The sequence below is a fragment of the Amycolatopsis sp. WGS_07 genome, assembly GCF_045278895.1.
Lineage (GTDB): Bacteria > Actinomycetota > Actinomycetes > Mycobacteriales > Pseudonocardiaceae > Amycolatopsis.
In genome coordinates this window covers 8788076-8813593 of sequence record NZ_CP136053.1, presented here as the reverse complement: position 1 = coordinate 8813593, position 25518 = coordinate 8788076, and the positions used below count along the sequence as shown (strand labels likewise).

Annotated in this window: 20 protein-coding genes and 2 pseudogenes; 16 read left to right on the top strand and 6 right to left on the bottom strand. The window is 71.5% G+C overall.

The window, feature by feature from the left end; genetic code table 11:
* Position 1: 1 nt before the first annotated feature.
* The gene (locus RPX00_RS41410; protein ID WP_406633923.1) at positions 2 to 712 is read right to left on the bottom strand and encodes an aspartate/glutamate racemase family protein; all 711 of its coding nucleotides are present in this window, start codon (positions 710 to 712) and stop codon (positions 2 to 4) included.
* Positions 712 to 2139 (bottom strand): NCS1 family nucleobase:cation symporter-1, encoded by a 1428-nt coding sequence (locus RPX00_RS41405; RefSeq protein WP_406633921.1) that lies wholly within the window; start codon positions 2137 to 2139, stop codon positions 712 to 714. Before RPX00_RS41405 ends, RPX00_RS41410 begins: the two co-directional genes overlap by 1 nt.
* Before the next feature lie 136 nt (positions 2140 to 2275).
* On the opposite strand from RPX00_RS41405, the gene RPX00_RS41400 reads away from it, so the two are divergent.
* Positions 2276 to 2956, top strand: coding sequence for a GntR family transcriptional regulator (locus tag RPX00_RS41400; protein ID WP_406633919.1), 681 nt, complete (start codon positions 2276 to 2278; stop codon positions 2954 to 2956).
* 43 nt (positions 2957 to 2999) lie between these two features.
* Positions 3000 to 3845, top strand: coding sequence for an alpha/beta fold hydrolase (locus tag RPX00_RS41395; RefSeq protein ID WP_406633917.1), 846 nt, complete (start codon positions 3000 to 3002; stop codon positions 3843 to 3845).
* On the opposite strand, the gene aroA is transcribed toward RPX00_RS41395, so the two are convergent.
* On the bottom strand, positions 3838 to 5124 hold the full coding sequence (aroA, locus tag RPX00_RS41390) for a 3-phosphoshikimate 1-carboxyvinyltransferase (protein ID WP_406633915.1): 1287 nt from the start codon (positions 5122 to 5124) through the stop codon (positions 3838 to 3840). The two genes, RPX00_RS41395 and aroA, sit on opposite strands and share 8 nt — an antisense overlap.
* Before the next feature lie 97 nt (positions 5125 to 5221).
* Between aroA and RPX00_RS41385 the strand changes: the two genes are divergently transcribed.
* The 9 genes and pseudogenes from RPX00_RS41385 to RPX00_RS41345 all read left to right on the top strand — a co-directional run bounded on the left by RPX00_RS41385 (position 5222) and on the right by RPX00_RS41345 (position 14719).
* Positions 5222 to 6922, top strand: coding sequence for a CTP synthase (locus tag RPX00_RS41385; protein WP_406633913.1), 1701 nt, complete (start codon positions 5222 to 5224; stop codon positions 6920 to 6922).
* Positions 6919 to 7550 (top strand): annotated as a pseudogene (locus tag RPX00_RS41380) (NUDIX domain-containing protein). Before RPX00_RS41385 ends, RPX00_RS41380 begins: the two are co-directional and overlap by 4 nt.
* 39 nt (positions 7551 to 7589) lie before the next feature.
* Entirely contained in the window at positions 7590 to 8522 is a 933-nt protein-coding gene (xerD, locus tag RPX00_RS41375; protein WP_406633911.1) for a site-specific tyrosine recombinase XerD, read from the top strand.
* Positions 8523 to 8654: 132 nt separating this feature from the next.
* A complete protein-coding gene (locus RPX00_RS41370; protein ID WP_406633909.1) occupies positions 8655 to 9659 on the top strand; it encodes a ParA family protein in 1005 nt (334 codons plus the stop codon).
* Positions 9656 to 10075: a cobyrinic acid a,c-diamide synthase gene (locus RPX00_RS41365; RefSeq protein ID WP_378305428.1), complete on the top strand. Its 420-nt coding sequence runs from the start codon at positions 9656 to 9658 to the stop codon at positions 10073 to 10075. The genes RPX00_RS41370 and RPX00_RS41365 overlap by 4 nt, the downstream gene beginning before the upstream one ends.
* Positions 10075 to 11088, top strand: coding sequence for a segregation and condensation protein A (locus RPX00_RS41360; RefSeq protein WP_406633907.1), 1014 nt, complete (start codon positions 10075 to 10077; stop codon positions 11086 to 11088). The genes RPX00_RS41365 and RPX00_RS41360 overlap by 1 nt, the downstream gene beginning before the upstream one ends.
* Positions 11085 to 11987, top strand: a complete 903-nt coding sequence (gene scpB, locus RPX00_RS41355; protein WP_406633905.1) for an SMC-Scp complex subunit ScpB — start codon at positions 11085 to 11087, stop codon at positions 11985 to 11987. The genes RPX00_RS41360 and scpB overlap by 4 nt, the downstream gene beginning before the upstream one ends.
* Positions 11977 to 12729: a pseudouridine synthase gene (locus tag RPX00_RS41350; RefSeq protein ID WP_406633903.1), complete on the top strand. Its 753-nt coding sequence runs from the start codon at positions 11977 to 11979 to the stop codon at positions 12727 to 12729. Before scpB ends, RPX00_RS41350 begins: the two co-directional genes overlap by 11 nt.
* 88 nt (positions 12730 to 12817) lie before the next feature.
* Complete coding sequence (locus tag RPX00_RS41345; RefSeq protein ID WP_406633901.1) at positions 12818 to 14719, top strand: Xaa-Pro dipeptidyl-peptidase; 1902 nt, start codon at positions 12818 to 12820, stop codon at positions 14717 to 14719.
* A gap of 48 nt (positions 14720 to 14767) precedes the next feature.
* Here the strand turns inward: RPX00_RS41345 and RPX00_RS41340 are convergent.
* From RPX00_RS41340 to RPX00_RS41330, 3 genes and pseudogenes are all read right to left on the bottom strand, one after another.
* Positions 14768 to 15957 (bottom strand): annotated as a pseudogene (locus tag RPX00_RS41340) (cation:proton antiporter).
* Positions 15957 to 16439 carry a cation:proton antiporter regulatory subunit gene (locus RPX00_RS41335; RefSeq protein WP_009079551.1) on the bottom strand — a complete coding sequence of 161 codons (483 nt, stop codon included), beginning with the start codon at positions 16437 to 16439 and terminating at the stop codon, positions 15957 to 15959. The pseudogene RPX00_RS41340 and the gene RPX00_RS41335 overlap by 1 nt, the downstream one beginning before the upstream one ends.
* A gap of 35 nt (positions 16440 to 16474) precedes the next feature.
* The gene (locus tag RPX00_RS41330) at positions 16475 to 16843 is read right to left on the bottom strand and encodes a DUF4267 domain-containing protein (protein WP_406633898.1); all 369 of its coding nucleotides are present in this window, start codon (positions 16841 to 16843) and stop codon (positions 16475 to 16477) included.
* A 195-nt stretch (positions 16844 to 17038) separates the two neighbouring features.
* On the opposite strand from RPX00_RS41330, the gene cmk reads away from it, so the two are divergent.
* The 5 genes from cmk (at position 17039) to RPX00_RS41305 (ending at position 25500) form a co-directional block, all read left to right on the top strand.
* Positions 17039 to 17764, top strand: a complete 726-nt coding sequence (cmk, locus tag RPX00_RS41325) for a (d)CMP kinase (protein WP_406643262.1) — start codon at positions 17039 to 17041, stop codon at positions 17762 to 17764.
* Positions 17761 to 18417 (top strand): lysophospholipid acyltransferase family protein, encoded by a 657-nt coding sequence (locus RPX00_RS41320; protein WP_406633896.1) that lies wholly within the window; start codon positions 17761 to 17763, stop codon positions 18415 to 18417. Before cmk ends, RPX00_RS41320 begins: the two co-directional genes overlap by 4 nt.
* 16 nt (positions 18418 to 18433) lie before the next feature.
* Complete coding sequence (gene der / locus RPX00_RS41315; RefSeq protein ID WP_406633894.1) at positions 18434 to 19918, top strand: ribosome biogenesis GTPase Der; 1485 nt, start codon at positions 18434 to 18436, stop codon at positions 19916 to 19918.
* A gap of 256 nt (positions 19919 to 20174) precedes the next feature.
* Entirely contained in the window at positions 20175 to 24062 is a 3888-nt protein-coding gene (locus tag RPX00_RS41310; RefSeq protein WP_406633892.1) for a Pls/PosA family non-ribosomal peptide synthetase, read from the top strand.
* Positions 24063 to 24144: 82 nt separating this feature from the next.
* Positions 24145 to 25500 carry a M1 family metallopeptidase gene (locus RPX00_RS41305; RefSeq protein ID WP_406643260.1) on the top strand — a complete coding sequence of 452 codons (1356 nt, stop codon included), beginning with the start codon at positions 24145 to 24147 and terminating at the stop codon, positions 25498 to 25500.
* The last annotated feature ends 18 nt before the right edge of the window (positions 25501 to 25518 follow it).

The following is a 25518-nucleotide window of genomic DNA, read 5'->3' as shown; positions in this document are numbered from 1 at the left end:
GTCACGCGCCGGGCCAGGTCCGGTGCTTGTCGAGCGGGCGGGCGTAGGACCCGGCGCGGCTGGTGCGCAATCCCAGCGCCACCAGGGATTCCGCGAGCCGGACCGCGGCGGCGACGCCGTCGACCACCGGGACGTCGAGCATCGCGGACATCTTGCGGTCCAGTCCGGTCATCCCGGCGCAGCCGAGCACGAGCACCTCGGCGCCAGCGTCGCGGGCGCGCAGCCCGGCGGTGAGCAGCGCTGACTCGGTGCGCTCTTCGTCGCGCAGCTCCAGCACGCTCAGCCCGGTCCCGACGACCGCGACGCAGTTCCGGTCCACCCCGGCCGAGTGCAGGCTGTCCTCGATCAGGCCGCACGTGCGGTCCAGTGTCGTCACCACTCCGTACCGGCGCCCGAGCAGCCCGGCGAGATGCGCGGCGGCTTCGGTGATGTCGACGACCGGGACGTCCAGCAGCTCCCGCGCGCCCTCGCGGCCGTGTTCGCCGAAACCGGCGAGCACGACCGCGTCGAAGGGTTCCTCGGTGGTGCGCAACAGGTCCAGCACGGCCGCGGCGGACAGGAAGCTGTCGAGCCAGCCCTCCGCGGATTCCGGGCCCCACTTCGGGGTCAGGGCGAGGATTTCGGTGCCGGGGCCGGCTGCCGCCCGCGCCCCGGCCTCGATCTCCTTCGTCATGGCCTCGGTGGTGTTGCAGTTGGTGACGAGGATCCGCATCAAGCCCTCCGCTGGCGGTACGAAACGGCGTAGTAGAGCAATCCGGCGCTGGCGGTGCCGAGGAACCAGGAGTAGGGCGCGGCGGGCGCGAAGAACGGCACGAGCGCGATCACCGCGGACAGCACGGCGCACGGCACGAAGGTGACCATCGCGCGCGGGTTTACCTTGGGGTACTTGCCGTCGCGCACGAACAGTTGCTCGACGTCGACCTTGCCGCGGCGGATCAGGTAGTAGTCGACGATCATGATCCCGAACAGCGGGCCGAGGAACGCGCCGAGCCCGCCGAGGAAGTAGTTGACCACCACCGGCGACGAGTACAGCTTCCACGGCAGCACGCACAGCGCGGCGACGGCGCTGATCATCCCGCCGATGGTGAACGAGATCCGCTTCGGCCAGATGTTGGCGAGGTCGTAGGCGGGGGAGACGAAGTTCGCGACGATGTTGACGCCCATGGTGGCGATGGCGAAAGTCAGCGCGCCGACGATCAGCACCGGCGTGTTGTGCACCCGGGCGAGCAGTTCGGCGGGGTCGGTGATCGCCTCGCCGAACACCTGCAGGCTGCCCGCGGTGACGATCACCGACAGCAGCGCGAACGCCGTCGAGTTCACCGGAAGGCCCCAGAAGTTGCCGCGCCGCACCGTTTTCTGGTCCGGGGCGTTGCGCGAGAAATCGCAGAAGTTGAGCATCAGCGTGCCGTAGGTGGACAGGATCAGCCCGGCCGCGCCGAACCACTGCCGCACCTGCTCGCCGCCGGACAGGTGACGCGGGCTGCTGGTGAACGAGATGTGCCAATCGCTCGCCGCGAGGATCCAGACCGCGAGCGCGATCATCACGACCCAGATCAGCGGGCCGCACCAGTCCTGGAACTTCCGCACCGCCTCCATGCCGCGGGTCAGCACCAGCGCCTGCACGAGCCACAGTGCCACGAAACACATCCAGCCGAGCGCGTGCAGGCCGAGGAAACTGTGTTCGGTCAACGGTTTCAGGCCGGGATCGATCGCCAGTACGAGCAGCGTGATGGCGACGCTCGCGAGGTAGGTCTGGATGCCGTACCAGAAGATCGCGATCACGGCGCGGATCAGCGCGGGCAGGTTCGCGCCGTAGGTGCCGAAGCTGATCCGCGCGACCACCGGGAACGGGACACCGGTGCGCTGCCCGATCCGGCCCATCAGGTTCATCCCGAAGAAGATGATCACGAACCCGAACAGCAGCGCGGTGAACACCTGCCAGGCCGACAGGCCGAGCACGAACAGCCCGGCGGCGAAGGTGTAGTTGCCGAGGTTGTGCACGTCCGACATCCAGAGCGCGAAGATGTCGTAGACCTTCCAGCGCCGCTCCTTCGCGGGGGCGAGGTCCTCGTTCCACAGCCGCGGATCGGGTTCGGGCTGGACGGTCGCGCTGGTTTCGGTGGACGGGGCTTGCGTCATTGCAGACCTCCGGTCGACGTGCCGGCAGCTTTGGGATCCCAAACTTGGGATCCCAAATATCGCGCCGCGCGGCTGCTGCGTCAACCCTCTTCCCGATAAACTCGGCGCCTGTCCAGTGTCGGCGAGAGGGGGACGGGTGGGCGGCACGGAGGAGCGGCAGCCGCTCGCGGCGACGCGCGCCCGGGTGCTCGACGAACTGCGGGAGCGGATCCTGACCGGACGACTGAAGCCGGGGGACCGGCTGGTCGAGCGCGAATTGGCCGACGATCTCGGAGTGTCGCGGGTGCCGGTGCGCGAGGCGATCCGGAGCCTGGAGTCCGAGGGGTTCGTGGTCGTGCCCTCGCCCCGGCGGGTGGTGGTGCGGCAGCTGGCCCGGGTGGACGTCGAGGAGCTGTTCGACGTCCGGGAGGCGCTGGAGAGCCTCGCCGCCGCGCGCGCCGCGGAACGCGCCGGGAAGCCGGAGATGCGCCGGCTGGAGCGGCTGCTCGCGGAGTCCGCGCGGGTCACTCAGGGTGGTGACGGGGCGCGGATCGCCGAGGTCAACAGCAGGCTGCACGACGAGATCATCGCCATCGCGGGCAACCGCCTGCTCACCACGATGCTGCACCCGCTCGAAGGTCAGCTGCGCTGGCTGACCAGCCAGAACGAGCACTGGGCCGAACTGCTCGACGAGCACCGGCGGCTGGTGGACGCGATCGGGTCCGGCGACGTGGAGCGGGCGCGCGAGTACGCGGCGGAGCATGTGCGGGTCAACCGGGCGGTGACGTTGCGCGATCTGTTCGGGGACGACGAGCAGGGCGAGCGTCCGGCGGGCTGATCTCTAGTAAGGTGACCCTAACTTCGAGCGGAGGGGGTCGCTGGTGGCGCACGTGCAGGGCGAGCCGGAGTGGGTGTCCGCAAGGGACGGACGGCGGCTGTACGCGATGGTGCTGCCCGGTCCCGGGTCCGGGCCGACCGTCGTGTTCGAGGCGGGAGCGGCGGCGAGCCGGTCGTCGTGGGGGCTCGTGCAGCCGCTGGTCGGCGAGTTCGCGCGGGCGGTGGTGTACGACCGGTCCGGGCTCGGGCGCAGTGCGCCGGATCCGTCCGGGCGCACGCTGGACCGGATGGCCGACGATCTCGTGGACCTGCTGAGCCACTTCGGGCCGGGGCCGTACGTGCTCGCCGGGCACAGCGCCGGGGGACCGATCGTGCGGCTCGCCGCGTCCCGGACCGCGGCGGAAATCGCGGGGCTCGTCCTGGTCGATCCGACCGACGAGGCCGCGGATGTGCTGTTCTCGCCCCGATTCCGCAGTACCGAACGAAAACTCCTGCGCATTGGCCGGATCCTGGCGGCGACCGGATTGCTGAAGTTCTTGTACCGCCCCATGGTGCGCGCTGCTCCGGAGGACGTCCGGCGCGACCTTCTCAGGGAAGGCTTTACGCCCCAAGTGTTACGCACCCAGACCGAGCAGGCGCGGACCTTCCTTGACGAGTTGGCGGAATGGCGGGTGAACCCGCCCGCGCGAGGCGATTATCCGGTGACGGTGGTGTCCGGCGGGCGCGCCGGCGACGGGATGAACGACGCGGTGCGCGCGGAGGCGAATGCCGCGCACGCGCAACGGGTTTCGCCGGGCGGGCGGCACCGGATCGCGGAGAAATCCGGGCACCTGGTGCCGGTCACCGAACCCGAAGTGGTGGCCGAGGAGATCCGCCGGGTGCTCAGCTGACGAGGTCGCTCCACGTCTCGACGAACTTCGGGAACGTCTTGCCGACCGTCTCCGGGTTCTCGACCAGCACGCCGGGCACGCGCAGGCCCAGCACCGCCGCGGCCATCACCAGCCGGTGGTCCTCGTAGGTGTGGAAAACGCCGCCGTGCATCGGGGCGGGAGTGATTTCCAGTCCGTCCTCGAGTTCGGTGACGCCCGCGCCGAGGCCGGACAGTTCGGTGGCCAGCGCGGTGAGCCGGTCCGTCTCGTGGCCGCGCAGGTGCGCGACGCCGGTGATGCTCGACGGGCTCTCGGCGAAGCACAGCATCGCCGCGATGACCGGGGTCAGCTCGCCGACCTCGTGCAGGTCGAGGTCGATGCCGGGGAACGCGCCGCCGCCGGTGACCGACAGCCCGTCGTCGTCCAGCGTGACCTTCGCGCCCAGTTCGGTCACCAGGCCGCGCAGCCAGTCGCCCGGCTGCGTCGTCTGCTTCGGCCAGCCGTGCACCCGGACCGTCCCGCCGCCGACCACCGCGGCGGCCACGAACGGGGCCGCGGTGGACAGATCCGGCTCCACGACGTACTCCGGGCACGACAGTTTCGCCGGCTCCACGTGGAATTCCGCGCCGGAACGCTCCACAGTGGCCCCGAACCGGCGCAGCATGTCCAGCGTCATCGCGATGTGCGGTTCGCTCGGCGGGGCTCCGCCGACCAGCCGCACGGTCACGCCCTGCTCGAACGCCGGACCGGCGAGCAGCAGCGCGGACAGGAACTGGCTCGACGCCGACGAATCGAGGTCCACCCGGCCGCCGCGCAGCCCGCCGGTGCCGTGCACGGTGAACGGCGGCGCGCCGCGTCCGCCGTCGTCGATCCGCGCGCCGAGCTTGCGCAGCGCGGCCAGCAGCGGGTCGATCGGACGGCGGCGGATCGCCTCGTCGCCGTCGAACTGGACCGAGGCGTCGCCCAAAGTCGCGAGCGCGGGCGTGAACCGGGCGACGGTGCCGGCGTTGCCGAGGGTGACGGTCGTTTCGTCGCCGCGGCCGCTGATGGTGCCGAGCGGGTGCACGAGGAAGCCGTCGATGGTCTCTTCCGACCGCGCGCCCAGCGAGGCGAGCGCGCCGAGCATCAGCCGGGTGTCGCGCGAATCGAGCGGATGGCGCACCCGGGTGGGCGCGCTCGCGAGCGCGGCGAGCACGTAGGCCCGGTTGGTGATGGACTTCGATCCGGGGACGCGCACCGCGGCGTCCAGAGAGGCGCCCGCGACCGGGGCGGTCCAGTGGTCATCGCGGAGGTTCGGCACGCCGCGCAGCCTAGCGCGGCCGGGGTGAACCGATTCCGCCGCGCCGGGAAGAGGCGTCGGCGAGCGAACCCGCGAGAGTGGGATATGCTGGCGGCCCGTGGGACTTCAGTCGCGGGCTACCAAATATGTCTTTGTCACCGGAGGCGTTGCCTCCTCTCTGGGTAAGGGTCTGACGGCGTCCAGCCTCGGACAGCTGCTCACCGCACGCGGACTTCGCGTCACGATGCAGAAGCTCGACCCGTACCTCAATGTCGACCCCGGGACGATGAACCCGTTCCAGCACGGCGAGGTGTTCGTCACCGACGACGGCGCCGAGACCGACCTCGACATCGGGCACTACGAGCGCTTCCTCGACCGCTCTCTCGACGGGAAGGCGAACGTCACCACCGGGCAGGTGTACTCGGAGGTGATCGCCAAGGAACGCCGCGGCGAGTACCTCGGCGACACCGTCCAGGTGATTCCGCACATCACCGACGAGATCAAGGCGCGGATCACCGCCGCGGCCGGGCCGGACGAGAACGGCGTGTCGCCGGACGTGGTGATCACCGAGGTCGGCGGCACGGTCGGCGACATCGAGTCGCTGCCGTTCCTCGAGGCGTGCCGCCAGGTGCGCCACGACGTCGGCCGCGACCAGTGCTTCTTCCTGCACGTGTCGCTGGTCCCGTACCTCGCCCCGTCGGGCGAGCTGAAGACCAAGCCGACCCAGCACTCGGTCGCCGCGCTGCGCAACATCGGCATCCAGCCGGACGCGCTGGTGTGCCGCGCGGACCGGGAGATCCCGGACGACCTCAAGCGCAAGATCGGCCTGATGTGCGACGTCGACACGGAGGCGGTCATCGCCTGCCCGGACGCGCGTTCGATCTACGACATCCCGAAGGTGCTGCACGGCGAGGCGCTCGACGCGTACGTGGTGCGCCGGCTGGGCCTGCCGTTCCGCGACGTCGACTGGACGGTGTGGGGCGACCTGCTCGACCGCGTGCACAACCCGAGCGAGATCGTCCGGGTCGCGGTGGTGGGCAAGTACATCGACCTGCCGGACGCGTACCTCTCGGTCACCGAGGCGCTGCGCGCGGGCGGGTTCGCGCACCGCGCCAAGGTCGAGATCGTGTGGGTCGCCTCGGACGACGCGCAGACCGAATCCGGCGCGGCCTCCGTGCTGTCCGATGTGGACGGTGTGCTGATCCCCGGCGGATTCGGCATCCGCGGCATCGAGGGCAAGGTCGGCGCGATCCACTACGCGCGCACGCACGGCGTGCCGCTGCTCGGGCTGTGCCTCGGCCTGCAGTGCATGGTCATCGAAAGCGCCCGGAACCTCGCGGGCATCGAGGGCGCGAACTCGGCCGAGTTCGACGAGGGCACCAAGCACGCGGTGATCTCGACCATGGCCGACCAGCGCGACGTCGTCGCGGGCGAACGCGACATGGGCGGCACGATGCGGCTCGGCGCGTACCCGGCGAAGCTCAAGGCCGGTTCGCAGGTCGCCAAGGCGTACGGCACCACCGAGGTGTCCGAGCGCCACCGGCACCGCTACGAGGTGAACAACGCCTACCGCAAGCAGATCGGCGACGCGGGCCTGGTGTTCTCCGGCACCTCGCCGGACGACCGGCTCGTCGAATTCGTCGAGCTGCCCGCGGACGTGCACCCGTTCTTCGTGGGCACCCAGGCGCACCCCGAGCTGAAGAGCCGCCCGACCCGGCCGCACCCGCTGTTCAGCGCGTTCGTGAAGGCGGTCGTGGACCGCAAGGTCGCCGAGCGGCTCCCGGTCGAACTGCCCGAGACGCCCGTGGCGGCCCGGTGACCGCGCCCGGCACGCACGAGTTCTCCGTGGCCGGCAGCACGGTCGTCCACGTGGGACGCGTCGTCGGCCTCCGGGTCGACGACGTCGTGATGCCCGGCGGGGGCACCGCCAAGCGCGAGGTGGTCGAACACCTCGGCGCGGTGGTGATCGCGGCGCTGGACAGCGAGGACAACGTCACGCTCGTGCACCAGTACCGGCATCCGCTCGGGCGCAGGCTGTGGGAGCTGCCCGCCGGGCTGATCGACAAACCGGGGAGGACCCGGTCGACGCGGCCCGGCGCGAGCTGGCCGAGGAGGCCGGGCTCGCCGCGGGCCGCTGGGAGACGCTGGTCGACGTCGCGGCCTCGCCCGGGTTCACCGACGAGGTGGTGCGCGTGTTCCTCGCGCGCGATCTGTCCGAAGTGGACCGCGAGGTGCTCGGCGAGGAGGAGGCCGACCTGGTGGTGCGGAAATTCCCGCTCGCCGAGGCGGTCCGGATGGCACTGGCGGGCGAGCTGGTCAACGGGGCGACGGTCTCCGGGGTGCTGTCGGCGCACGCGGTGCTGGCCGGGGCAGCGGAGACGCGCCCGGCCGACGCGCCGTGGCAGGACCGGCCCTCGCGGTTCGCTCTCCGACTGGCCGAGGGCTGAATTCTCGGTTCTGTCGGTGCGCCGTCCTAGAGTGGCGGCGTGAATGAAGCGGGTGTCGAGGTGCGAGGCGCGATCGCCACGTACCTCGATCACCTCGTCGTCGAACGCGGCACCGCTCGCAACACCCTCGACAGCTACTCCCGCGACCTCCGCCGTTACGCCGCCCATCTGGAAGCGGCGGGGGTCGGGCGGCTGACCGAGGTCACGCCCGCGCACGTCACGTCGTTCGGCGCCGCGCTGCGCGAGGGCGACGAAGAACACCAGCCGCTGGCCGCGTCGTCGGCCGCGCGGGCGCTGGTCGCCGTGCGCGGGCTGCACAAGTTCGCGCACGCCGACGGGCTCACCGAACACGACCCGGCCCGCGACGTCCGCCCGCCGGCCGCGGCGAAACGGCTGCCCAAGGCGTTGCCGGTCGCGGACGTCCTGAAGCTGCTCGACACCCCGCCGCCGGACGGGGAACGCTCCTTGCGCGATCGCGCGCTGCTGGAGCTGCTCTACTCGACCGGAGCCCGGATTTCCGAGGCGGTCGGGCTCGACGTGGACGATGTGGACGAGACCGAGCGCACCGTCCTGCTCGACGGCAAGGGCGGCAAACAACGGCTGGTGCCGATCGGCCGTCCCGCGTTGGAAGCGCTCGACGCGTACCTGGTCCGCGCCCGCCCCGCGCTCGCCGCGAACGGCAGGGGCACGTCGGCGATCTTCCTCAACGCCCGCGGCAGCCGGCTTTCCCGGCAGAGCGCGTGGCAGGTGCTCAAGGACACCGCCGAGCGCGCCGGGATCACCGCCGCGGTCTCGCCGCACACGCTGCGCCACTCGTTCGCGACCCACCTGCTCGAGGGCGGCGCGGACGTCCGCGTGGTGCAGGAGCTGCTCGGCCACGCGTCGGTGACCACGACCCAGGTCTACACGCTCGTGACGGTCACGACGCTGCGCGAGGTCTACGCCACCGCGCATCCGCGTGCGCTCGGCTGATCACCCACGGCGGTCGACAGCCTTCCCACGCTGCGGTGACTCGGCCGGTGCGGCCCGGCGCGGCGCTTTGCCGGTGCTCCGGAATCCCGCATAGGCTGCCCGGGACCCCGCCGAGCAAGGAGCTTTCGCGCCATGTCGACACCGACACCGAACCAGCCGGAGGACCCGAACGCGTCCGCCGGTTCGGCCGCGGCGAACCTCGAGCACGCGCAGATCGCCACCCCGGCGGAGCACGAGGGCGACGAACCGGAACGGCCGCTCACCCGCGCCGAACGCGCCCGGATGCGGGCGAAGGAGCGCGCGGAGAGCGGGATCGGGCCGACCGGGCGCCTGCTGCGCGAGATCCCCGAGCCGCCGCCGCTGGAGCGGCACGGCCCGGCGAAGGTGCTCGCCATGTGCAACCAGAAGGGCGGGGTCGGCAAGACCACGTCCACGATCAACCTCGGGGCCGCGCTCGCCGAATGCGGCCGCCGCGTGCTGCTGGTCGACTTCGACCCCCAGGGTGCCCTGTCGGTCGGGCTCGGCATTCAGCCGCACGAACTGGACCAGACGGTCTACAACGTCATCATGGAGCGCTCGGTGCAGATCGAGGACGTGCTCCGCAAAACCCGCGTCGACGGCGTTGACCTGCTGCCGAGCAACATCGACCTGTCGGCGGCGGAGGTCCAGCTCGTCGCAGAGGTAGGGCGCGAGCACACGTTGTTACGGGTCCTTCGTCCGGTGATGAACGACTACGACTATGTTCTTGTCGACTGCCAGCCCTCGCTCGGCCTGTTGACGGTGAACGCATTGACCGCCGCGGACGGTGTGATCATCCCCCTGGAGTGCGAGTTCTTCAGTCTGCGAGGCGTCGCGCTCCTGATCGACACGATCGAGAAGGTGCAGGAACGCCTCAACCCCAAACTGGACATCACGGGGATTCTCGCCACGATGTACGACCCGAGAACCCTGCACTCGAAGGAGGTCATGGCTCGCGTGGTCGAGGCATTCGGCGACACCGTGTTCGACACGGTGATCAACCGCACCGTGCGGTTCCCCGAGACGACGGTCGCGGGAGAGCCCATCACGACCTGGGCCCCCAAATCCGCCGGCGCCGCGGCTTACCGTGCGCTGGCCCGCGAGGTGATCGCTCGGTGAGCAGGCGCGCTTCCCTGCCCGGAGCGTCGGAACTCTTCCGCCTCACCTCCAGCCCGGCGACTCCCGCGCTCGAACGTCCCGCCGTGCCCGCCCCGGCGGAACCGGTGGCCCCGCCGCGCGCCAAGCCGGGCGCGCCCGCGGACACCGACCAGCTGGCCCGCAACGCGGCGCGCAGCGGGTCCGGGCGCACCAAGCACGACGCGAAGATCACCGTGTACGTCTCCGGCGAGGAACTGCTCGCGATGGAGCAGGCCCGGCTGAACCTCCGCGCCAAGCACGAGCTGGTGGTCGACCGCGGCAGGCTGGTCCGCGAGGCGGTCGCCGTGCTGCTCGCCGACTTCGACCAGCGCGGCGAGGAGTCCGTGCTGGTCCAGCGATTGCGGGCGAGCGGCGAGGACGGCGGAACCGAGGGCTGATGGACGAACCGGCATCGGCCGAGCTGCCGGAGCCGGAAGCGGCGGCCGCGGAACCGGCGGACAGCCCGGCGGCCCCGGACAGCACCGACGGCACAGACAGCACCGACGGCACAGACAGTTCTGCCAGCACGGACAGCCCAGCGGTTCCGGCGGAGCACGAGACGGTCCACGGCGGCACCATCCCCGAGGGATACGCCGCCGCCGAGGAGAACTCGTCGAAGTTCAAGGTGCGGCTGCAGAACTTCGAGGGCCCGTTCGACCTGCTGCTGCAGCTGATCTCGCAGCACCAGCTGGACGTCACCGAGGTCGCCCTGCACACCGTCACCGACGACTTCATCGCCTACACCCGCGCGCTCGGTCCGGACTGGAACCTCGACGAGACCACCGAGTTCCTGGTGATCGCGGCGACCCTGCTCGACCTCAAGGCGGCCCGGCTGCTGCCCGCGGCCGAGGTCGAGAACGAGGACGATCTCGCCCTGCTGGAAGCCCGCGACGTGCTGTTCGCGCGGATGCTGCAGTACCGCGCGTACAAGCAGGTGGCGGCGCTGTTCGGCGAGCTGGAGGAAGGCGCGCTGCGCCGGTACCCGCGTTCGGTGGCGCTGGAGGAGCGGTACCTCGGGCTGCTGCCGGAGGTGATGCTGGGCGTCACGCCGGAGCGGTTCGCGGAGATCGCGGTCGCGGTGTTCCGGCCGAAACCGCCGCCGCAGGTGTCGATCGCGCACATCCACATGGGGCGGGTGTCCGTGCGCGAGCACGCCGCGCTGCTGCGGGTGAAGCTCGCCGAGGCCGGGCAGGCGACGTTCAAGGAACTGACCTCGGACTGCGAGCACACGGTGGAGGTCGTGGCCCGGTTCCTCGCGCTGCTGGAGCTGTACCGCGAATCGTCGGTGCAGTTCGACCAGCTGGAGGCACTGGCGGAACTGCACGTCCGCTGGACCGGCGGCAGCGTGGCCGAGGCGTCCGCCGCCGCCGAGCAGGACCGCGCGGCGGCCGAGGAGGAGGAATACGGGTGAGCACCGAAGACGACCGCGCGGCGGCCGAGGAGACTCCGGCGGAAGAGGCCCAGGTCGAGGCCGAGCAGGCCGCCGAGCCGGCCGGGGAGGCCGAGGAGACGGAGCCGGAAACCGCGCCGCGGCCGGAAAACGAGGCCGAGACCGCCGAGCCGGAAGCCGAAGCGGCCGAGCCGGAGAACGCCGTAGCCGAGCCGGAAGCCGATGCCGCGGAGCCTGCCGAGCAGGAGACCACTGAAGCCGAGCCGGAAGCCGAAGCGGCGGAGCCTGCCGAGCCGGAACCCGACGCCGCCCCGGAAGCGGAGCCGGAGCCCTCCGACGACGAAGGGCTGGTCGCCGTGGACAGCGGCCTGCCCAGCGTCGAGGACGACGAGGCGCTGGAGGCCGCCCTCGAAGCGCTGCTGCTGGTCGTGGATTCGCCGATCGCCGAGGATTCCCTCGCCGAGACGCTGGACCAGCCGGTCGCCAGGGTGACCGTCGCGCTGCGGACGATGGCGCAGAAGTTCACCGAGCGGGCCAGCGGGATCGACCTGCGGCGCGTCGGCGAAGGGTGGCGGTTCTACACTAGGGACACCTACGCCCCGTTCGTGGAGAAGCTCCTGCTGGACGGCCAGCGGTCGAAGCTGACCAGGGCCGCGCTGGAGAGCCTCGCCGTGATCGCGTACCGGCAGCCGGTCACCCGGGCCCGGGTCGCCGCGGTGCGCGGGGTGAACGTGGACGGCGTGATCCGGACCCTGCTGGCGCGGGGGCTCATCGAGGAGATGGGCACCGACCCGGAGACCACGGGCACGCTGTACGTGACGACCGAGCTGTTCCTGGAGCGACTGGGGCTGTCGTCGCTGAACGACCTTCCCCCGATCGCTCCGCTGCTACCCGAAGTGGACACCATCGATGACATCTGACGAACACCCCGACGGCATCCGCCTGCAGAAGGTCCTGTCGCAGGCCGGCGTGGCGTCGCGCCGGGCGGCCGAGGACCTGATCGCGGCAGGCCGGGTGGAGGTGGACGGCGAGGTCGTCACCGAACTCGGCCGCCGCGTGCACCCGGCCGAGGCCGTGATCCACGTCGACGGCACCCGGGTCAACCTCCGCGACGACCTCGTGTACCTCGCGTTCAACAAGCCCAAGGGCGTGCACTCGACGATGTCGGACGACCGGGGCCGCCCGTGCGTCGGCGACTACCTGCGCGGCCGGTGGGAGGAGACCCCGGGCGTCGTGCACGTCGGGCGGCTCGACGAGAACACCGAGGGCCTGCTGCTGCTCACCAACGACGGCGACCTCGGGCACCGGCTGATGCACCCGTCGTACCGGGTGCTCAAGACGTACTTCGCGGAGGTCGAGGGCCTGGTGCCGCGCGGGCTCGGCAAGGAGCTGCGCGCGGGCTGGGAGCTGCCGGACGGGATCGTGAAGGTCGACCAGTTCCGGGTCAAGGACATGCACTCCGGGCGCAGCATGATCGAGCTGGTGATCCACGAGGGGCGCAAGCACATCGTGCGCAGGCTGATGGCGGCCACCGGGCATCCGGTGCGCAAGCTGGTGCGCACCGCGGTCGGCGACGTGCAGCTGGGCAACCAGCGCCAGGGCACGATCCGCAGGCTGAACCGCGGCGAGGTCGGCACGCTGTACCGCACCGTGGGACTCTGACCGGTTCCCCACTTTCGGCCCTGATGCCGGGCACCGCCGCCCCGGTTGAGTTGTCGGTACCCGACGACGACTCTGGAGGGCGACGGGAATGCGTGTGCTGACAGGGCTGTGCGCCGCCGCGGTGCTGGCCGCGGGAGTGGTGGTGCCGGCGGCCGCGACGGCCGCGCCGGCGAGAACCGGGACCGAACCGCGGTACGACTACGCCGGGGCGATCCGCGAGACAGTGTGGGTCGACCTCGGCCGGGACGGCGACGGGGACGGCGTCTCCGACCGGGTCGCCGCGGACATCGTGCGGCCGAAGGAACCGGCCGAGGCGGGCAAGAAGATCCCGGTGATCATGGACGCCAGCCCGTACTACTCCTCGGTGGGGCGCGGCAACGAAACCCAGTTCAAGACGTACGACGACCAGGGCCGCCCGGCCGGCTTCCCGCTGTTCTACGACAACTACTTCGTCCCGCGCGGGTACGCCGTGGTGCTCGTGGACCTGGCGGGCACCAACCGGTCGACCGGGTGCGTGGACGTCGGGGGCCCGTCGGACGTGCAGTCGGCGAAGAAGGTCGTCGACTGGCTGAACGGCCGCGCGACCGGCTACACCGCGAAGACCGGCGGCACGAAGACGTCGGCGGGCTGGAGCGACGGCGGCGTCGGGATGATCGGCAAGTCCTACGACGGCACCATCGCCAACGGCGTCGCCTCGACCGGCGTCGAAGGCCTCAAGACCATCGTGCCGATCTCCGCGATCAGCTCCTGGTACGACTACTACCGCTCGGACGGCGCGTCGTTCGGCTTCAACCCGGACGGGCTCGCGCAGACCGTCGAGCGCCGCAACGGCGGCCAGGACTGCACGGCGCAGCACCAGAAACTCGCCCAGGGCGCGACCGCGAACGGCGACTACGGGCCCCTGTGGGCGGACCGCGACTACGTGGCGAACGCGAAGAACGTGCGCGCCAGCGTGTTCGTGTCGCACGGCGTCAACGACCTGAACGTCATGCCGATCAACTACGGCCAGTGGTGGGACGCGCTCGCCGCGAAGGGCGTGCAACGCAAGATCTGGCTCGCGCAGACCGGGCACGTCGACCCGTTCGACTACCGCCGCACCGAGTGGGTCGACACCCTGCACCGGTGGTTCGACCACTACCTGATGGGCATCGACAACGGCATCGAGAAGGAACCGATGGCGACCGTCGAACGCCAGCCGGACCAGTGGGCGAACGAAGCGACCTACCCGGCGCCGGGCACGAAGGCGACGGTCCTGCGCCCGCAACCGAGCCGCACCCCGGGCGTCGGCACGCTCGGGACCGCGGGCAGCCAGGGTACCGCGTCCTTCACCGACAACCCGAAGGTGGGGGAGAACGAGTGGGCGGCGAAACCGTCGGCCACGTCGGCGAATCGCGTCCTGTACAGCACTGGCGCGCTCACTTCGCCGGTGCAGGTTTCGGGCACCTCGTCGATCACCGTGACCGCCACGCCGAGCACCTCCACCGCGCGTCTGTCGGCGATCCTGGTGGACTACGGCCCGGCGACGATCCGCAACTTCTCCGGCTCCGGCGAAGGAATCGTCACCGGCACGGACCGCACCTGCTGGGGTTCGAGCACGGATGCCGACAGCGCTTGCTACAAGGTGACCAGCGCGGACACGACGAAGGTGGACTACACGATCATCAGCCGAGGCTGGGCGGATCTGGCGAACTACCAGTCGCTGAGCCGGGAAGCGCGGCTGACGCCGGGCAAGGCGTACACGATGACGTTCCGGCTCGCGAGCACGGACCACGTCGTTCCGGCGGGGCACCGGCTGGCGCTGGTGATCGGCGGGACGGACAACGGTTTCGTGACCGCGCCCGCGAATCCGCCGAAGCTGGCGATCGACCTGGCCAAGACGTCGGTCCGGGTTCCGCTGGTGGGCACGGTCCCGGCTCGCCCGTGGACGGAGTCCGCACCGTCGGGCGACCTGGCGCACGTACCTGCGGCCGCGCGCTTCGACCTGCGCTAAAAGCCGTGAGGGGAACCCTGATTTCCTTCAGGGTTCCCCTCACGGACGTCAGTTGGCGGTGACGGTTTCCTTCGCGGCCGCCTTGCGCTGCAACGCTTTCGCGACCGGCTCCACCACTCGCGCCGCGGTCGGCCCGAGGATCGCCATCAGCAGCACGTAAGCGGTAGCCAACGCGGCCAGCTCGCCATCCACCGCGCCCGCGGTGACCGCCAGACCAGCGATGACGATCGAAAACTCCCCGCGGGCGACCAAAGCCGCTCCAGCGCGGGCCCGGCCCAACCGGCCGATCTTCTGCCGCCGGGCGGCCCACCATCCGGTGGCCACCTTCGTCAGTGTCGTCACCACGGCGAGCACCGCGGCCCAGCCGAGCACCGGCGGAATCGACGCCGGGTTCGTGTTCAGTCCGAACACCACGAAGAACATCGCCGCGAACAGATCCCGCAACGGCTCCAGAAGCCGGGTCGCGTTGTGCGCGGTCGAGCCGGACACCGCGATGCCCAGCAGGAACGCGCCGACCGCCGCCGACACCTGCAGGGCCGAGGCGATCCCGGCCACCAGCAGCGCCGCGCCGAGGATCTTGAGCAGGAACACTTCCCGGTCGTCGCTGTCCACCAGCGCCGAGACGTAGCGGCCGAACTTGAGCGCGATCACCAGCACCACGGTGATCACCAGCAGCGAGATGCCGACCGCTTCCAGTCCGCCGAGCAGGCTCACCCCGCCCAGGATCGCGGTGAGGATCGGCAGGTACAGCGCCATCACGAGGTCCTCGAACACGAGGATCGACAGCACCACCGGCGTCTCGCGGTTGCCCAGCCGGCCGAGGTCGCCGAGGACCTTCGCGATGATGCCGGACGACGAGATGTACGTGACGCCCGCCATGACGATGGCGCCGATCGGGCCCCAGCCCAGGATCAGCGCGACGATCGCGCCCGGGGCCGCGTTGAGCACGATGTCCACCAGGCCCGCGGTCCAGGACCGCCGCATGCCGGTGAACAGTTCGGCCGCGGAGTACTCCAGGCCGAGCAGCAGGAGCAGCAGCACCACGCCGATTTCGCTGGCGAGGTGGGCGAAATCGCCGATGTCGGCGAGCGGGATCAGGCCGCCGGAGCCGAAGCACAGGCCGCCGAGCAGGTACAGGGGGATGGGGAGAGGCCGATCCGGCCGGCGAGCCTGCCCAGCACGCCGAGCACGAAGAAGACCGCGCCGAGTTCGACCAGGGAGAGTGCGGTGTGGTCCATCAGCCGTGCTTGAGGATCTTCGCGGCGGCTTCGAGCCCCTCGGACGTGCCGACCACGACGAGCAGGTCGCCCGCGGTGAAGAGGAAGTCCGGCGTCGGCGACGGGTGCACCTGGCCGGCCCGCATCACCGCGACGATCGAGACGCTGGTGCGCGTGCGCATCGCGGTGTCGCCGAGCGAACGGCCGTCGAACGGGCTGTCCGCGGTGATCGGCAGCTGCTTGGTGTTGATGCCCGGCAGCTCGCGGTGCTCCTCGTTCAGCTGCGCCACCAGCTGGGGCGCGCCCAGCAGGTTCGAGAGGGCGCCCGCCTCGTCCGCGGTCAGCGGCAGCGACGCGAGGCAGGCGTCCGGATCATCCGATTTGGAGACGATCAGCTCGATCTTGCCGTCCCGCTGGGTGACGACGCCGATGCGGCGTCCCGCGCGGGTGGCGAAGTCCTTGCGGACACCGATTCCGGGAAGAGGGGTGACTTCGACGTTCACGTCAGCCACGGTAACTCATTGTCCGATTCGCGGAGTTAGCCCAGCAGGAACAAGATCGCGGTGGCGGCCATCAGCGCGGCGGTCGCGCCGTGGACGCCGTAGGCCATCGCCTTCTTTCCCTTGTGCCGCAAGATGATCAGCATGTCGCAGAGCGGCATCACGGTCGCGGCGAGCAGCAGCCAGCCGACCAGGTGCGGGCTGCCCGCGAGCATCGCGACGCAGAGCATCAGCCCGGTGCCGAGGTCGCGGTTGCCCTTGATCTCGAAGAACGCGGTCGATCCGGTCGGGATCGTGCGCAGGCCGAACGTGGCGGCGCTCTTCGCCGGGGCGAACAGGTAGCCGAACCCGATGTAGATGATGCCGAGCGCGGGCACGCAGGCGAGGACGTAAGCGGCGACGAGCATGGGAACCCCAGTGAGTTAGCAGTGCTAGGAACGAGTGCAACGCTAATATAGCGGCGCTAGATTGTCTAGCATCGCCTGGGCGGGACCGCGACGGACGCCGCCTGAGGTGCCGCGACGGGCTCCGGGCAGAATGAACCGGACCGGGTGTGCGGGACGAACGTGAGGAGAACATCGGTGACGGGAGCCCTACGTGGGGTGGTCGCGCTGGACGGCCCGTCGGGAACCGGCAAGACCACGGTGGCGCGCAAGCTCGCCGGCCGGCTGAGCGCCCGCTACCTCGACACCGGCGCGATGTACCGCGTGGTCACGCTGGCCGTGCTGCGGGCCGGGATCGACCTCGCCGACGAACACGCCGTCGGCGCCCTCGCGCACGACGTCGACTTCGCGCTCGGCACCGACCCGGAGCGGCCGGACGTGCGCCTGGCGGGCGAGGACGTGGCCGCCGAGATCCGCGGCCCCGAGGTGACCGGCGCGGTGTCGCCGGTCTCGGCGGTGCCGCAGGTGCGCGAGGTGCTGGTCGCCCGCCAGCGCCGGATCATCGCCGACGCGATCGAGGACGACGGCGGGATCGTGGTGGAGGGCCGCGACATCGGCACCACCGTCGCCCCGGACTCGCCGCTCAAGATCTACCTCACCGCGTCGGCCGAGGTCCGCGCCGCGCGGCGGAACACCCAGGACTCCGCGGCGGGCCGGGCTTCCAGCGTCGAGTCCGCCCGCGAATCGGTGGAGCGCCGCGACCGGATCGACTCCACCCGCGCCGCCTCGCCGCTGCGCGCGGCCGGCGACGCGGTCCAGGTGGACACGTCGGAGCTGACGATCGACCAGGTGATCGTCGCGCTGGCCGAACTCGCCCGCGGCCGGGGCCTGCTCGGCGACTGCCCGGCCGAACCGGCCGCCGCCGAGGCCGGGGTCAGCCGGTGAGCGGCGCCCTCCCCGAGGGGGCGAACGGCCTCCTGCTCGACATCGGGCGGACGGCGGGCCGGTATTATCTGCGTCCGGCGTTCCGGATCCGGGTGCACGGGCGCGACCGGGTGCCCGCCGACGGGCCGCTGCTGGTGATCTCGAACCACAGCTCGAACGTCGATCCGCAGCTCGTGATCGGAATGCTTCCGCGGCGCAGCGCGTTCCTGGCCAAGGCCGAACTGTTCAAGGGAGTCGCCGGGCGGCTGCTGCGGGCGATCGGCCAGATCCCGGTCCGCCGGGGCGAGATCGACCGGACGCCGCTGACCACGGCGGTCGGAGTGCTGAAAGCGGGCGGGGCGGTCGGCATCTTCCCGGAGGGCACCCGGGGCGAGGGCGACGTCGGCGCGGCCGAACGCGGCGCGGCGTGGCTCGTGCGCGCTTCGGGAGCCACCGTGCTGCCGATCGCGATCCGCGGGACGCGCAAGCCGGCCGACGGCAAGCGCCGCTGGCGCCCGCGCGTGGACCTCCTGTTCGGGGAGCCGTTCGCGCTGAAGGTCGGTCCGGGCCGCAAGGGCCTTGACCAGGGCACCGAAGAGCTGCGCACGCAGCTCGCGGCGCTCGTGCAGGCTTTGGACGACTGGCGCGGCGAACACGGGTTCGCCACGCCGTAGGTGAAGTTGGGAAACGATGACAGGGTTTGACGCCGCCGCGGACAGTGCGGTGGACGGTCTCGGCGAGGTCGACGGAAGCTGGTCGGACGAGTCCGAGTTCGCCGCGCTCGACGCGAAGATCGAGGCCGAGGAGGCGGACGGCCGGGCGGCCGCCGCGCAGCCGGTGCTCGCCGTGGTCGGTCGGCCGAACGTGGGCAAGTCCACGCTGGTCAACCGCATCCTCGGCCGCCGCGAAGCGGTGGTGCAGGACGTGCCGGGCGTGACGCGCGACCGCGTCGCCTACGACGCGTTCTGGGCCGGGCGCCGGTTCACGCTCGTCGACACCGGCGGCTGGGAGCCCGACGCCACCGGCCTGCAGGCCTCGGTCGCGGTGCAGGCCGAGATGGCCATGCAGACCGCGGACGCGGTGCTGCTGGTCGTCGACGCGACGGTCGGGGCCACCGCCACCGACGAGGCGGTCGCGCGCGTGCTGCGCCGGTCGAAGAAGCCGGTCCTGCTGGCCGCGAACAAGGTGGACGACGACCGGCTGCTGGCCGACACCGCGTCGCTGTGGTCGCTCGGCCTCGGCGAGCCGTACCCGGTCAGCGCGCTGCACGGGCGCAGCTCGGGCGACCTGCTCGACGCCATCATGGCCGCGCTGCCCGAAGCGCCGCGCGAAGCGGGCACGGTGACCGCCGGGCCGCGCCGCGTCGCGCTGGTCGGCAAGCCGAACGTCGGCAAGTCCAGCCTGCTCAACCGGCTTTCCGGCGAGCAGCGCTCGGTGGTCGACTCGGTCGCGGGCACCACGGTCGACCCGGTCGACTCGCTGGTCGAGCTGGACGGCGAGGTCTGGCGGTTCGTGGACACCGCGGGCCTGCGCAAACGCGTCAACTTCGCCGACGGCGCGGAGTACTACGCGTCGCTGCGCACCAAGACCGCGATCGACGCGGCCGAGGTCGCGCTCGTGCTGCTGGACGCCTCGGAACCGCTGACCGAACAGGACCTGCGGGTGCTGACGATGGTGGTCGAGGCGGGCCGCGCGTGCGTGCTCGTGTTCAACAAGTGGGACCTGGTCGACGAGGACCGCCGGCACGCCATGGTGCGCGAGCTGGACCGCGGCCTCGTCCGGGTGCCGTGGGCGGAGAAGGTCAACGTCTCCGCGCTCACCGGGCGCGCGGTGCGCAAGCTCGCGCCCGCGCTGCGCACCGCGCTGTCGTCGTGGGACCAGCGAGTGTCGACCGGCCAGCTCAACGGCTGGCTGTCCGACCTCATCGCGGCCACGCCGCCGCCGGTGCGCGGCGGCAAGCAGCCGAAGGTGCTGTTCGCGACGCAGGCGGGCATCCGGCCGCCGACGCTGGTGCTGTTCACCACCGGATTCCTCGAGGCCGGGTACCGCCGGTTCATCGAGCGGAAATTCCGCGAGCAGTTCGGCTTCGCGGGCAGTCCCGTCCGGGTGAATGTGCGCGTCCGCGAAAAGAAGCAGAAGCCGAAGGCGGGCGGAAAAGCCGCGCGCAACCGCTGATTCCGGTCCCGGCAAGGGAATTCCCGGCGAATCCGATTCCCCGGGATTCCCTGGCCGGACCTGCGCTCGGGTGACGTCCGACACGCGGCCGTTACCCTGACGCGACCTGACCTTGATTGCCGCGTAAAGTGGACGGTCGCTACGGGCGCCTCATTCGGATGGCCAGCCCGAATGACGCTCGCGAAAGGTGAGTGATGGGCTTGCGCGCCCAGAGTCCGATCCTGTTCCTGTCCTCCCGGAATACCGGGGTGGCCCGGTGACGCTGACCGCCGATTCCGGCAGCACCGAAGCCCTGACCCTCGCTGTCGAGGCCGCCCTCTCGCCCGCGCTGTTCGAGACCGAAGCGGCGACGGCCGAGCGCACCCTCCTGGACATCCTCACCGCCACCGCGGAGCGGCACCCGAACGCCGCCGCGCTCGACGACGGCACCGGCCCGCTGAGCTACCGCAGGCTGATGGAGGAGATCGAGGCGTACGCCCGCAGGCTGCGCGAGCACGGCGTCGGCCTCGGCGACCGCGTCGGCATCCGGATCTCCTCGGGCAGCGCCGAGCTGTACGTCGCGATCCTGGCGACGCTGTCGGTCGGCGCGGCGTACGTGCCGGTCGACGCGGACGACCCCGACGAGCGCGCCGAGCTGGTGTTCGGCGAGGCCGGCGTCGCCGCGATCGCCACCGACGGCGAGATCACTGTCGCGGGCACGCCGAGCGGGGCCGCCGGCACGCCCGGCCCGGCCGACGACGCGTGGATCATCTTCACCTCCGGCTCCACCGGCAAGCCGAAGGGCGTCGCGGTCACGCACGCCTCGGCGGCGGCTTTCGTGGACGCCGAAGCACAGCTTTTCCTCACCGACGAACCGGTCGGCCCGGGAGACCGGGTGCTGGCCGGGCTGAGCGTCGCGTTCGACGCTTCCTGCGAAGAGATGTGGCTGGCCTGGCGGCACGGCGCCTGCCTGGTGCCGGCACCGCGCGCGCTGGTGCGCACCGGTGTCGACCTCGGCCCGTGGCTGGTCGCGCAGGGCATCACCGTCGTGTCGACGGTGCCGACGCTGGCCGCGCTGTGGCCTGCGGACGCGCTCGAAGACGTGCGTCTGCTCATCTTCGGCGGCGAAGCCTGCCCGCCGGAGCTGGCCGAGCGCGTGGCCGTCGAAGGCCGCGAAGTGTGGAACACCTACGGCCCCACCGAGGCGACCGTCGTCGCCTGCGCCGCGCAGATGACCGGCGAGGGCCCGGTGCGGATCGGCCTGCCGCTGCTCGGCTGGCAGCTGGTCGTGGTGAACGAGGCGGGCGAACCGGTCGCCATGGGCGAGACCGGCGAGCTGGTCATCGGCGGGGTCGGGCTCGCCCGGTACCTCGACGCCGAAAAGGACGCGGAGAAGTACGCGCCGCTGCCCTCGATGGGCTGGGAGCGCGCCTACCGCAGCGGCGACATGGTCCGCGCGGAGCCGGAAGGCCTGCTGTTCCTCGGCCGGATGGACGAGCAGATCAAGCTCGGCGGCCGCCGGATCGAACTGGGCGAGGTCGACGCGGCGCTGCAGGCGCTGCCCGGCGTGCGCGGCGCGGCCGCCGCGGTCCGCCGCACCAAGGCGGGCAACCAGGTCCTGGTCGGCTACGTCGTGCCCGAGGACGGCGCGACGCTCGACACCGACGACGCCGCGACCCGGCTGCGCGCGCAGCTGCCCGCCGCGCTGGTGCCGCTGCTCGCGACGATCGACGACCTGCCCACCCGCACGTCCGGCAAGGTCGACCGCGCCGCGCTGCCGTGGCCGCTGTCCACTGTGGACGCGAGCGCGGCCGGGCTGTCGCCGACCGAGGCGTGGCTCGCCGAAGGCTGGAGCGAGATCCTCGGCGTGTCGGTGAGCAACGCCGGTGCCGACTTCTTCACCAACGGCGGCGGCAGCCTCACCGCGGCGCAGCTGATCGCGCGCATCCGCACCCGCCACCCCGAGGTGTCGGTCAGCGACATCTACCAGAACCCGAAGCTCGGCGCGCTGGCCGCGAAGCTGGACGCGCTGAGCGGCGAGGAGACCGAGCGCCGCGAGATCGCGCCGACCCCGCGCCGCGCCGGGCTCGTGCAGTCCCTGCTGATGGTCCCGCTGATGGGCCTGGTCGGGCTCCGCTGGACCACGCTCGCCGCCGCCTGCTCGAACGTGCTGGGGCTGCTGGGCGTTTCCTGGGCGCCGACGATCAGCTGGGCGTGGCTCGTGCTCGCCTGGCTCGTGCTGTTCACCCCGGCGGGGCGGATCGCCATCGCCGCGGGCGGCGCGCGCGTGCTGCTGTCCGGCGTGCGCCCGGGCACCTATCCGCGCGGCGGCAGTGTCCACTTGCGACTGTGGACCGCCGAGAAGCTGGCCGAGTTCAGCGGCGCGGACAGCGTGGCGGGCGCGTCGTGGATGACGACGTACGCGAAGGCGCTGGGCGCGCGCATCGGCAAGGACGTCGACCTGCACTCGCCGCCGCCGGTCACCGGTTTCCTGAAGCTGGGCCGCGGCGCCGCGGTGGAGCCCGAGGTCGATCTGTCCGGCCACTGGGTCGACGGCGACGTCGTGCACATCGGCAAGATGCGGATCGGGGCCGAGGCCCGGGTCGGCGCGCGCAGCACGCTGTTCCCCGGCGCGCGGGTCGGCAAGGGCGCGGAGATCGCCGCCGGTTCGACCGTGCGCGGCGCGGTTCCGGCGGGCCAGCGCTGGGCGGGTTCGCCCGCGGTGCGCTCGGACGTGAAGGACGCGCTGAAGTGGCCGTCGAGCCGTCCGCCGCGGTCGCGGTTCTGGGCTTCGGTGTACGGCGCGACCTCGGTGTTCCTCGGGCTGCTGCCCGGGATCGCCGCGCTGCCCGGCGTTGCGGTGATCGGCTACGCGGTCGCTGGCACCTCTGATTTGGGCGCCGCGCTGGGCCAGGCGCTGCTGTTCGTGCCGGTCGCCACCGTGGCGTACTTCCTGACGTACGCGCTGCTGGTGCTGATCGGCGTCCGCGCGCTGGGCGTCGGCATGGTCGAGGGCTACCACCCGGTGCACGGCCGCGTCGCGTGGCAGGTCTGGGCCACCGAACGGCTGATGGGGATGGCCCGCGAAGGCCTGTTCCCGTTGTACGCCAGCCTGTTCACGCCGGTGTGGCTGCGGCTGCTCGGCGCGAAGGTCGGCCGCAACGTCGAGGCGTCCACCGTGCTCGCGCTGCCGAAGATGACCAAAGTGGACAGTGGCGCGTTCCTGGCCGACGACACCATGGTGGCCACGTACGAACTGGGCCACGGCTGGCTGCACGCCGCCCCGGCGCGGATCGGCAAGCAGGCGTTCCTCGGCAACTCGGGGATGACCGCGCCGGGCCGTTCGGTGCCGAAGCGCGGGCTGGTCGGGGTGCTGTCCTCGACGCCGGCGAAGGCGAAGAAGGGCTCGTCGTATCTGGGCATGCCGCCGCTGCCGGTGCGCCGCGCGGTGGAGGAGAGCGACACCAGCCGCACGTACACGCCGCCGCTGCACCTGAAGGCGGCGCGGGCGCTGGTCGAGCTGTGCCGGATCCTGCCGGTGATGTGCGCGGTGGCGCTGACCGTCGGCGTGGCGGGCGCGCTGTTCGCGCTGGCGTCGTGGGGCGGTTTCTGGGTCGCGGCGCTGCTGTCCGGGCCGGTGCTGCTGGCCGCCGGGATCGTCGCGGCGCTCACCGCGACCGCGGCGAAGTGGCTGCTGGTGGGGAAGTTCCGCGAGATCGACCATCCGCTGTGGAGTTCGTTCGTGTGGCGCAACGAGCTGGCCGACACGTTCGTCGAGGCGCTCGCGGTGCCGTGGCTGATCGGGTCGCTCGGCGGCACGCCGCTGCTGCCCGCGTGGCTGCGCACGATGGGCGTCAAGATCGGCCGGGGCGTGTGGCTCGACACCTACTGGCTGCCCGAATCGGATCTGGTGTCGCTGGGCGACGGCGCGACGATCAACCGCGGCTGCGTGGTCCAGACGCACCTGTTCCACGACCGGATCATGACCATGTCGCGGGTGACGCTCGACGAGGGCGCGACGCTCGGCCCGCACGGGATCGTGCTGCCGGGCGCGAGCATCGGCGCGCGCACCACGGTAGGCCCCGGCTCGCTGGTGACCCGCGGCGACGCGGTGCCTGCGGACTCGCGCTGGCTCGGCAATCCGATCTCGGCCTGGCGGCGGTGAGGTCGGAAGCGTTGCGGACCCCGCGTCGGCGCCTCATGCTGGAAAAGATCTCGGCGGCGGGCGAAAGCGGGTTTCGGTGCGGGTGAACGGGAAAGCGGCCGCGCCCGGAGCGGACACCTCGGGCGACGGGTACCTGCCCGCGCACGGGAACGGCGGCTACCGGGTCCGGCACTACGACCTCGATCTCGACTACCGCATCGGGCCGAACAGGTTGTCCGCCACGGCGGTGCTCACCTGCGAGGCCACCCAGGCGCTTTCGCGGCTGACGCTCGACTTCGGCGAGTTCCGGGTGTCGCGCGTGCTGGTCGAGGGCAAACCGGCGAAGTACGTGCGGCGCGGGCTGAAGCTGCAGGTGAAGCCGGCCAGGTCGGTGCCGTCCGGGACCGTGTTCGAGGTGGAGATCCGCTACGCGGGCAACCCGAAGCCGGTCGGCAGCCGGTGGGGCGACATCGGCTGGGACGAGCTGACCGACGGCGCGCTGGTGGCGAGCCAGCCGGTGGGCGCGCCGTCGTGGTTCCCGTGCAACGATCATCCGGCGGACAAGGCGAGCTACCGGATCGCGGTCGCGACGTCGTCGCCGTATCTCGTTGCGGCGACAGGGAATCTTGTGTCGCGGTATCAGTCGGCGAGCACGACCAAGTGGGTGTTCGAGCGGCCGGAGCCGACCTCGACGTATCTGGTGAGCGTCCAGATCGGGCGGTACGAGGACCTCGAATTGTCCGAGGGCGCTTGGGTTCCGGAGATCGTGGTCGACCGGCCCGGCGGGGTCGTGCAGCGGGCCGCGGTGCCGCCTCGGCTGCGGCGGTCGTTCGAACGGGACTTCGGCCGCCAGGGGCGGATGATGGACGCGCTGGAGGACTGGTTCGGGCCGTATCCGTTCGGCGAGTACGTGGTCGTGGTGACCGATGACGACCTCGACGATCCGATCGAGGCGCAGGGGATGGCGATCTTCGGGGCCAACCACGTGGACGGCAAGCGCACCCACGAGCGGCTGGTGGTGCACGAGCTGGCGCACCAGTGGTTCGGCAACAGCCTGACGGTCGCCGACTGGCGTCACATCTGGCTCAACGAAGGGTTCGCCACTTACACCGAGTGGTTGTGGTCGCCGCTGGCCGGGGGCGAATCGACGGAGGCGCTGGCCCGGACGTGGCACGCGCGGATGCGGGCGAAGCCGGCGGACGTGACGATCGGTGACCCCGGCGTGGCGCGGATGTTCGACGAGCGGGTGTACAAGCGCGGCGGGCTGACGCTGCACGCGCTGCGCGGGGAGATGGGGGATCCGGCGTTTTTCGCGCTGGTGAAGGCTTGGGCGGTGGAGAACCGGCATGCCGCGGTGACGACGGAGGAGTTCGTGTCGCTGGCGGAGTCCTATGCTGGGCGGTCCTTGCGGGAGTTTTTCGCTGCTTGGCTGGAGCGAGTGGAGTTGCCGCCGCTTTAGAAACGGTCTGTGCCGGGC

Excerpts from the sequence above, each read along its gene's own strand:
- RPX00_RS41345 (WP_406633901.1), top strand. The coding sequence starts at position 12,818 with ATGCGTGTGCTGACAGGGCTGTGCGCCGCCGCGGTGCTGGCCGCGGGA.
- RPX00_RS41350 (WP_406633903.1), top strand. The coding sequence starts at position 11,977 with ATGACATCTGACGAACACCCCGACGGCATCCGCCTGCAGAAGGTCCTG.
- RPX00_RS41410 (WP_406633923.1), bottom strand. The coding sequence starts at position 712 with ATGCGGATCCTCGTCACCAACTGCAACACCACCGAGGCCATGACGAAG.
- RPX00_RS41330 (WP_406633898.1), bottom strand. The coding sequence starts at position 16,843 with ATGCTCGTCGCCGCTTACGTCCTCGCCTGCGTGCCCGCGCTCGGCATC.
- RPX00_RS41370 (WP_406633909.1), top strand. The coding sequence starts at position 8,655 with ATGTCGACACCGACACCGAACCAGCCGGAGGACCCGAACGCGTCCGCC.
- RPX00_RS41360 (WP_406633907.1), top strand. The coding sequence starts at position 10,075 with ATGGACGAACCGGCATCGGCCGAGCTGCCGGAGCCGGAAGCGGCGGCC.
- RPX00_RS41405 (WP_406633921.1), bottom strand. The coding sequence starts at position 2,139 with ATGACGCAAGCCCCGTCCACCGAAACCAGCGCGACCGTCCAGCCCGAA.
- der (WP_406633894.1), top strand. The coding sequence starts at position 18,434 with ATGACAGGGTTTGACGCCGCCGCGGACAGTGCGGTGGACGGTCTCGGC.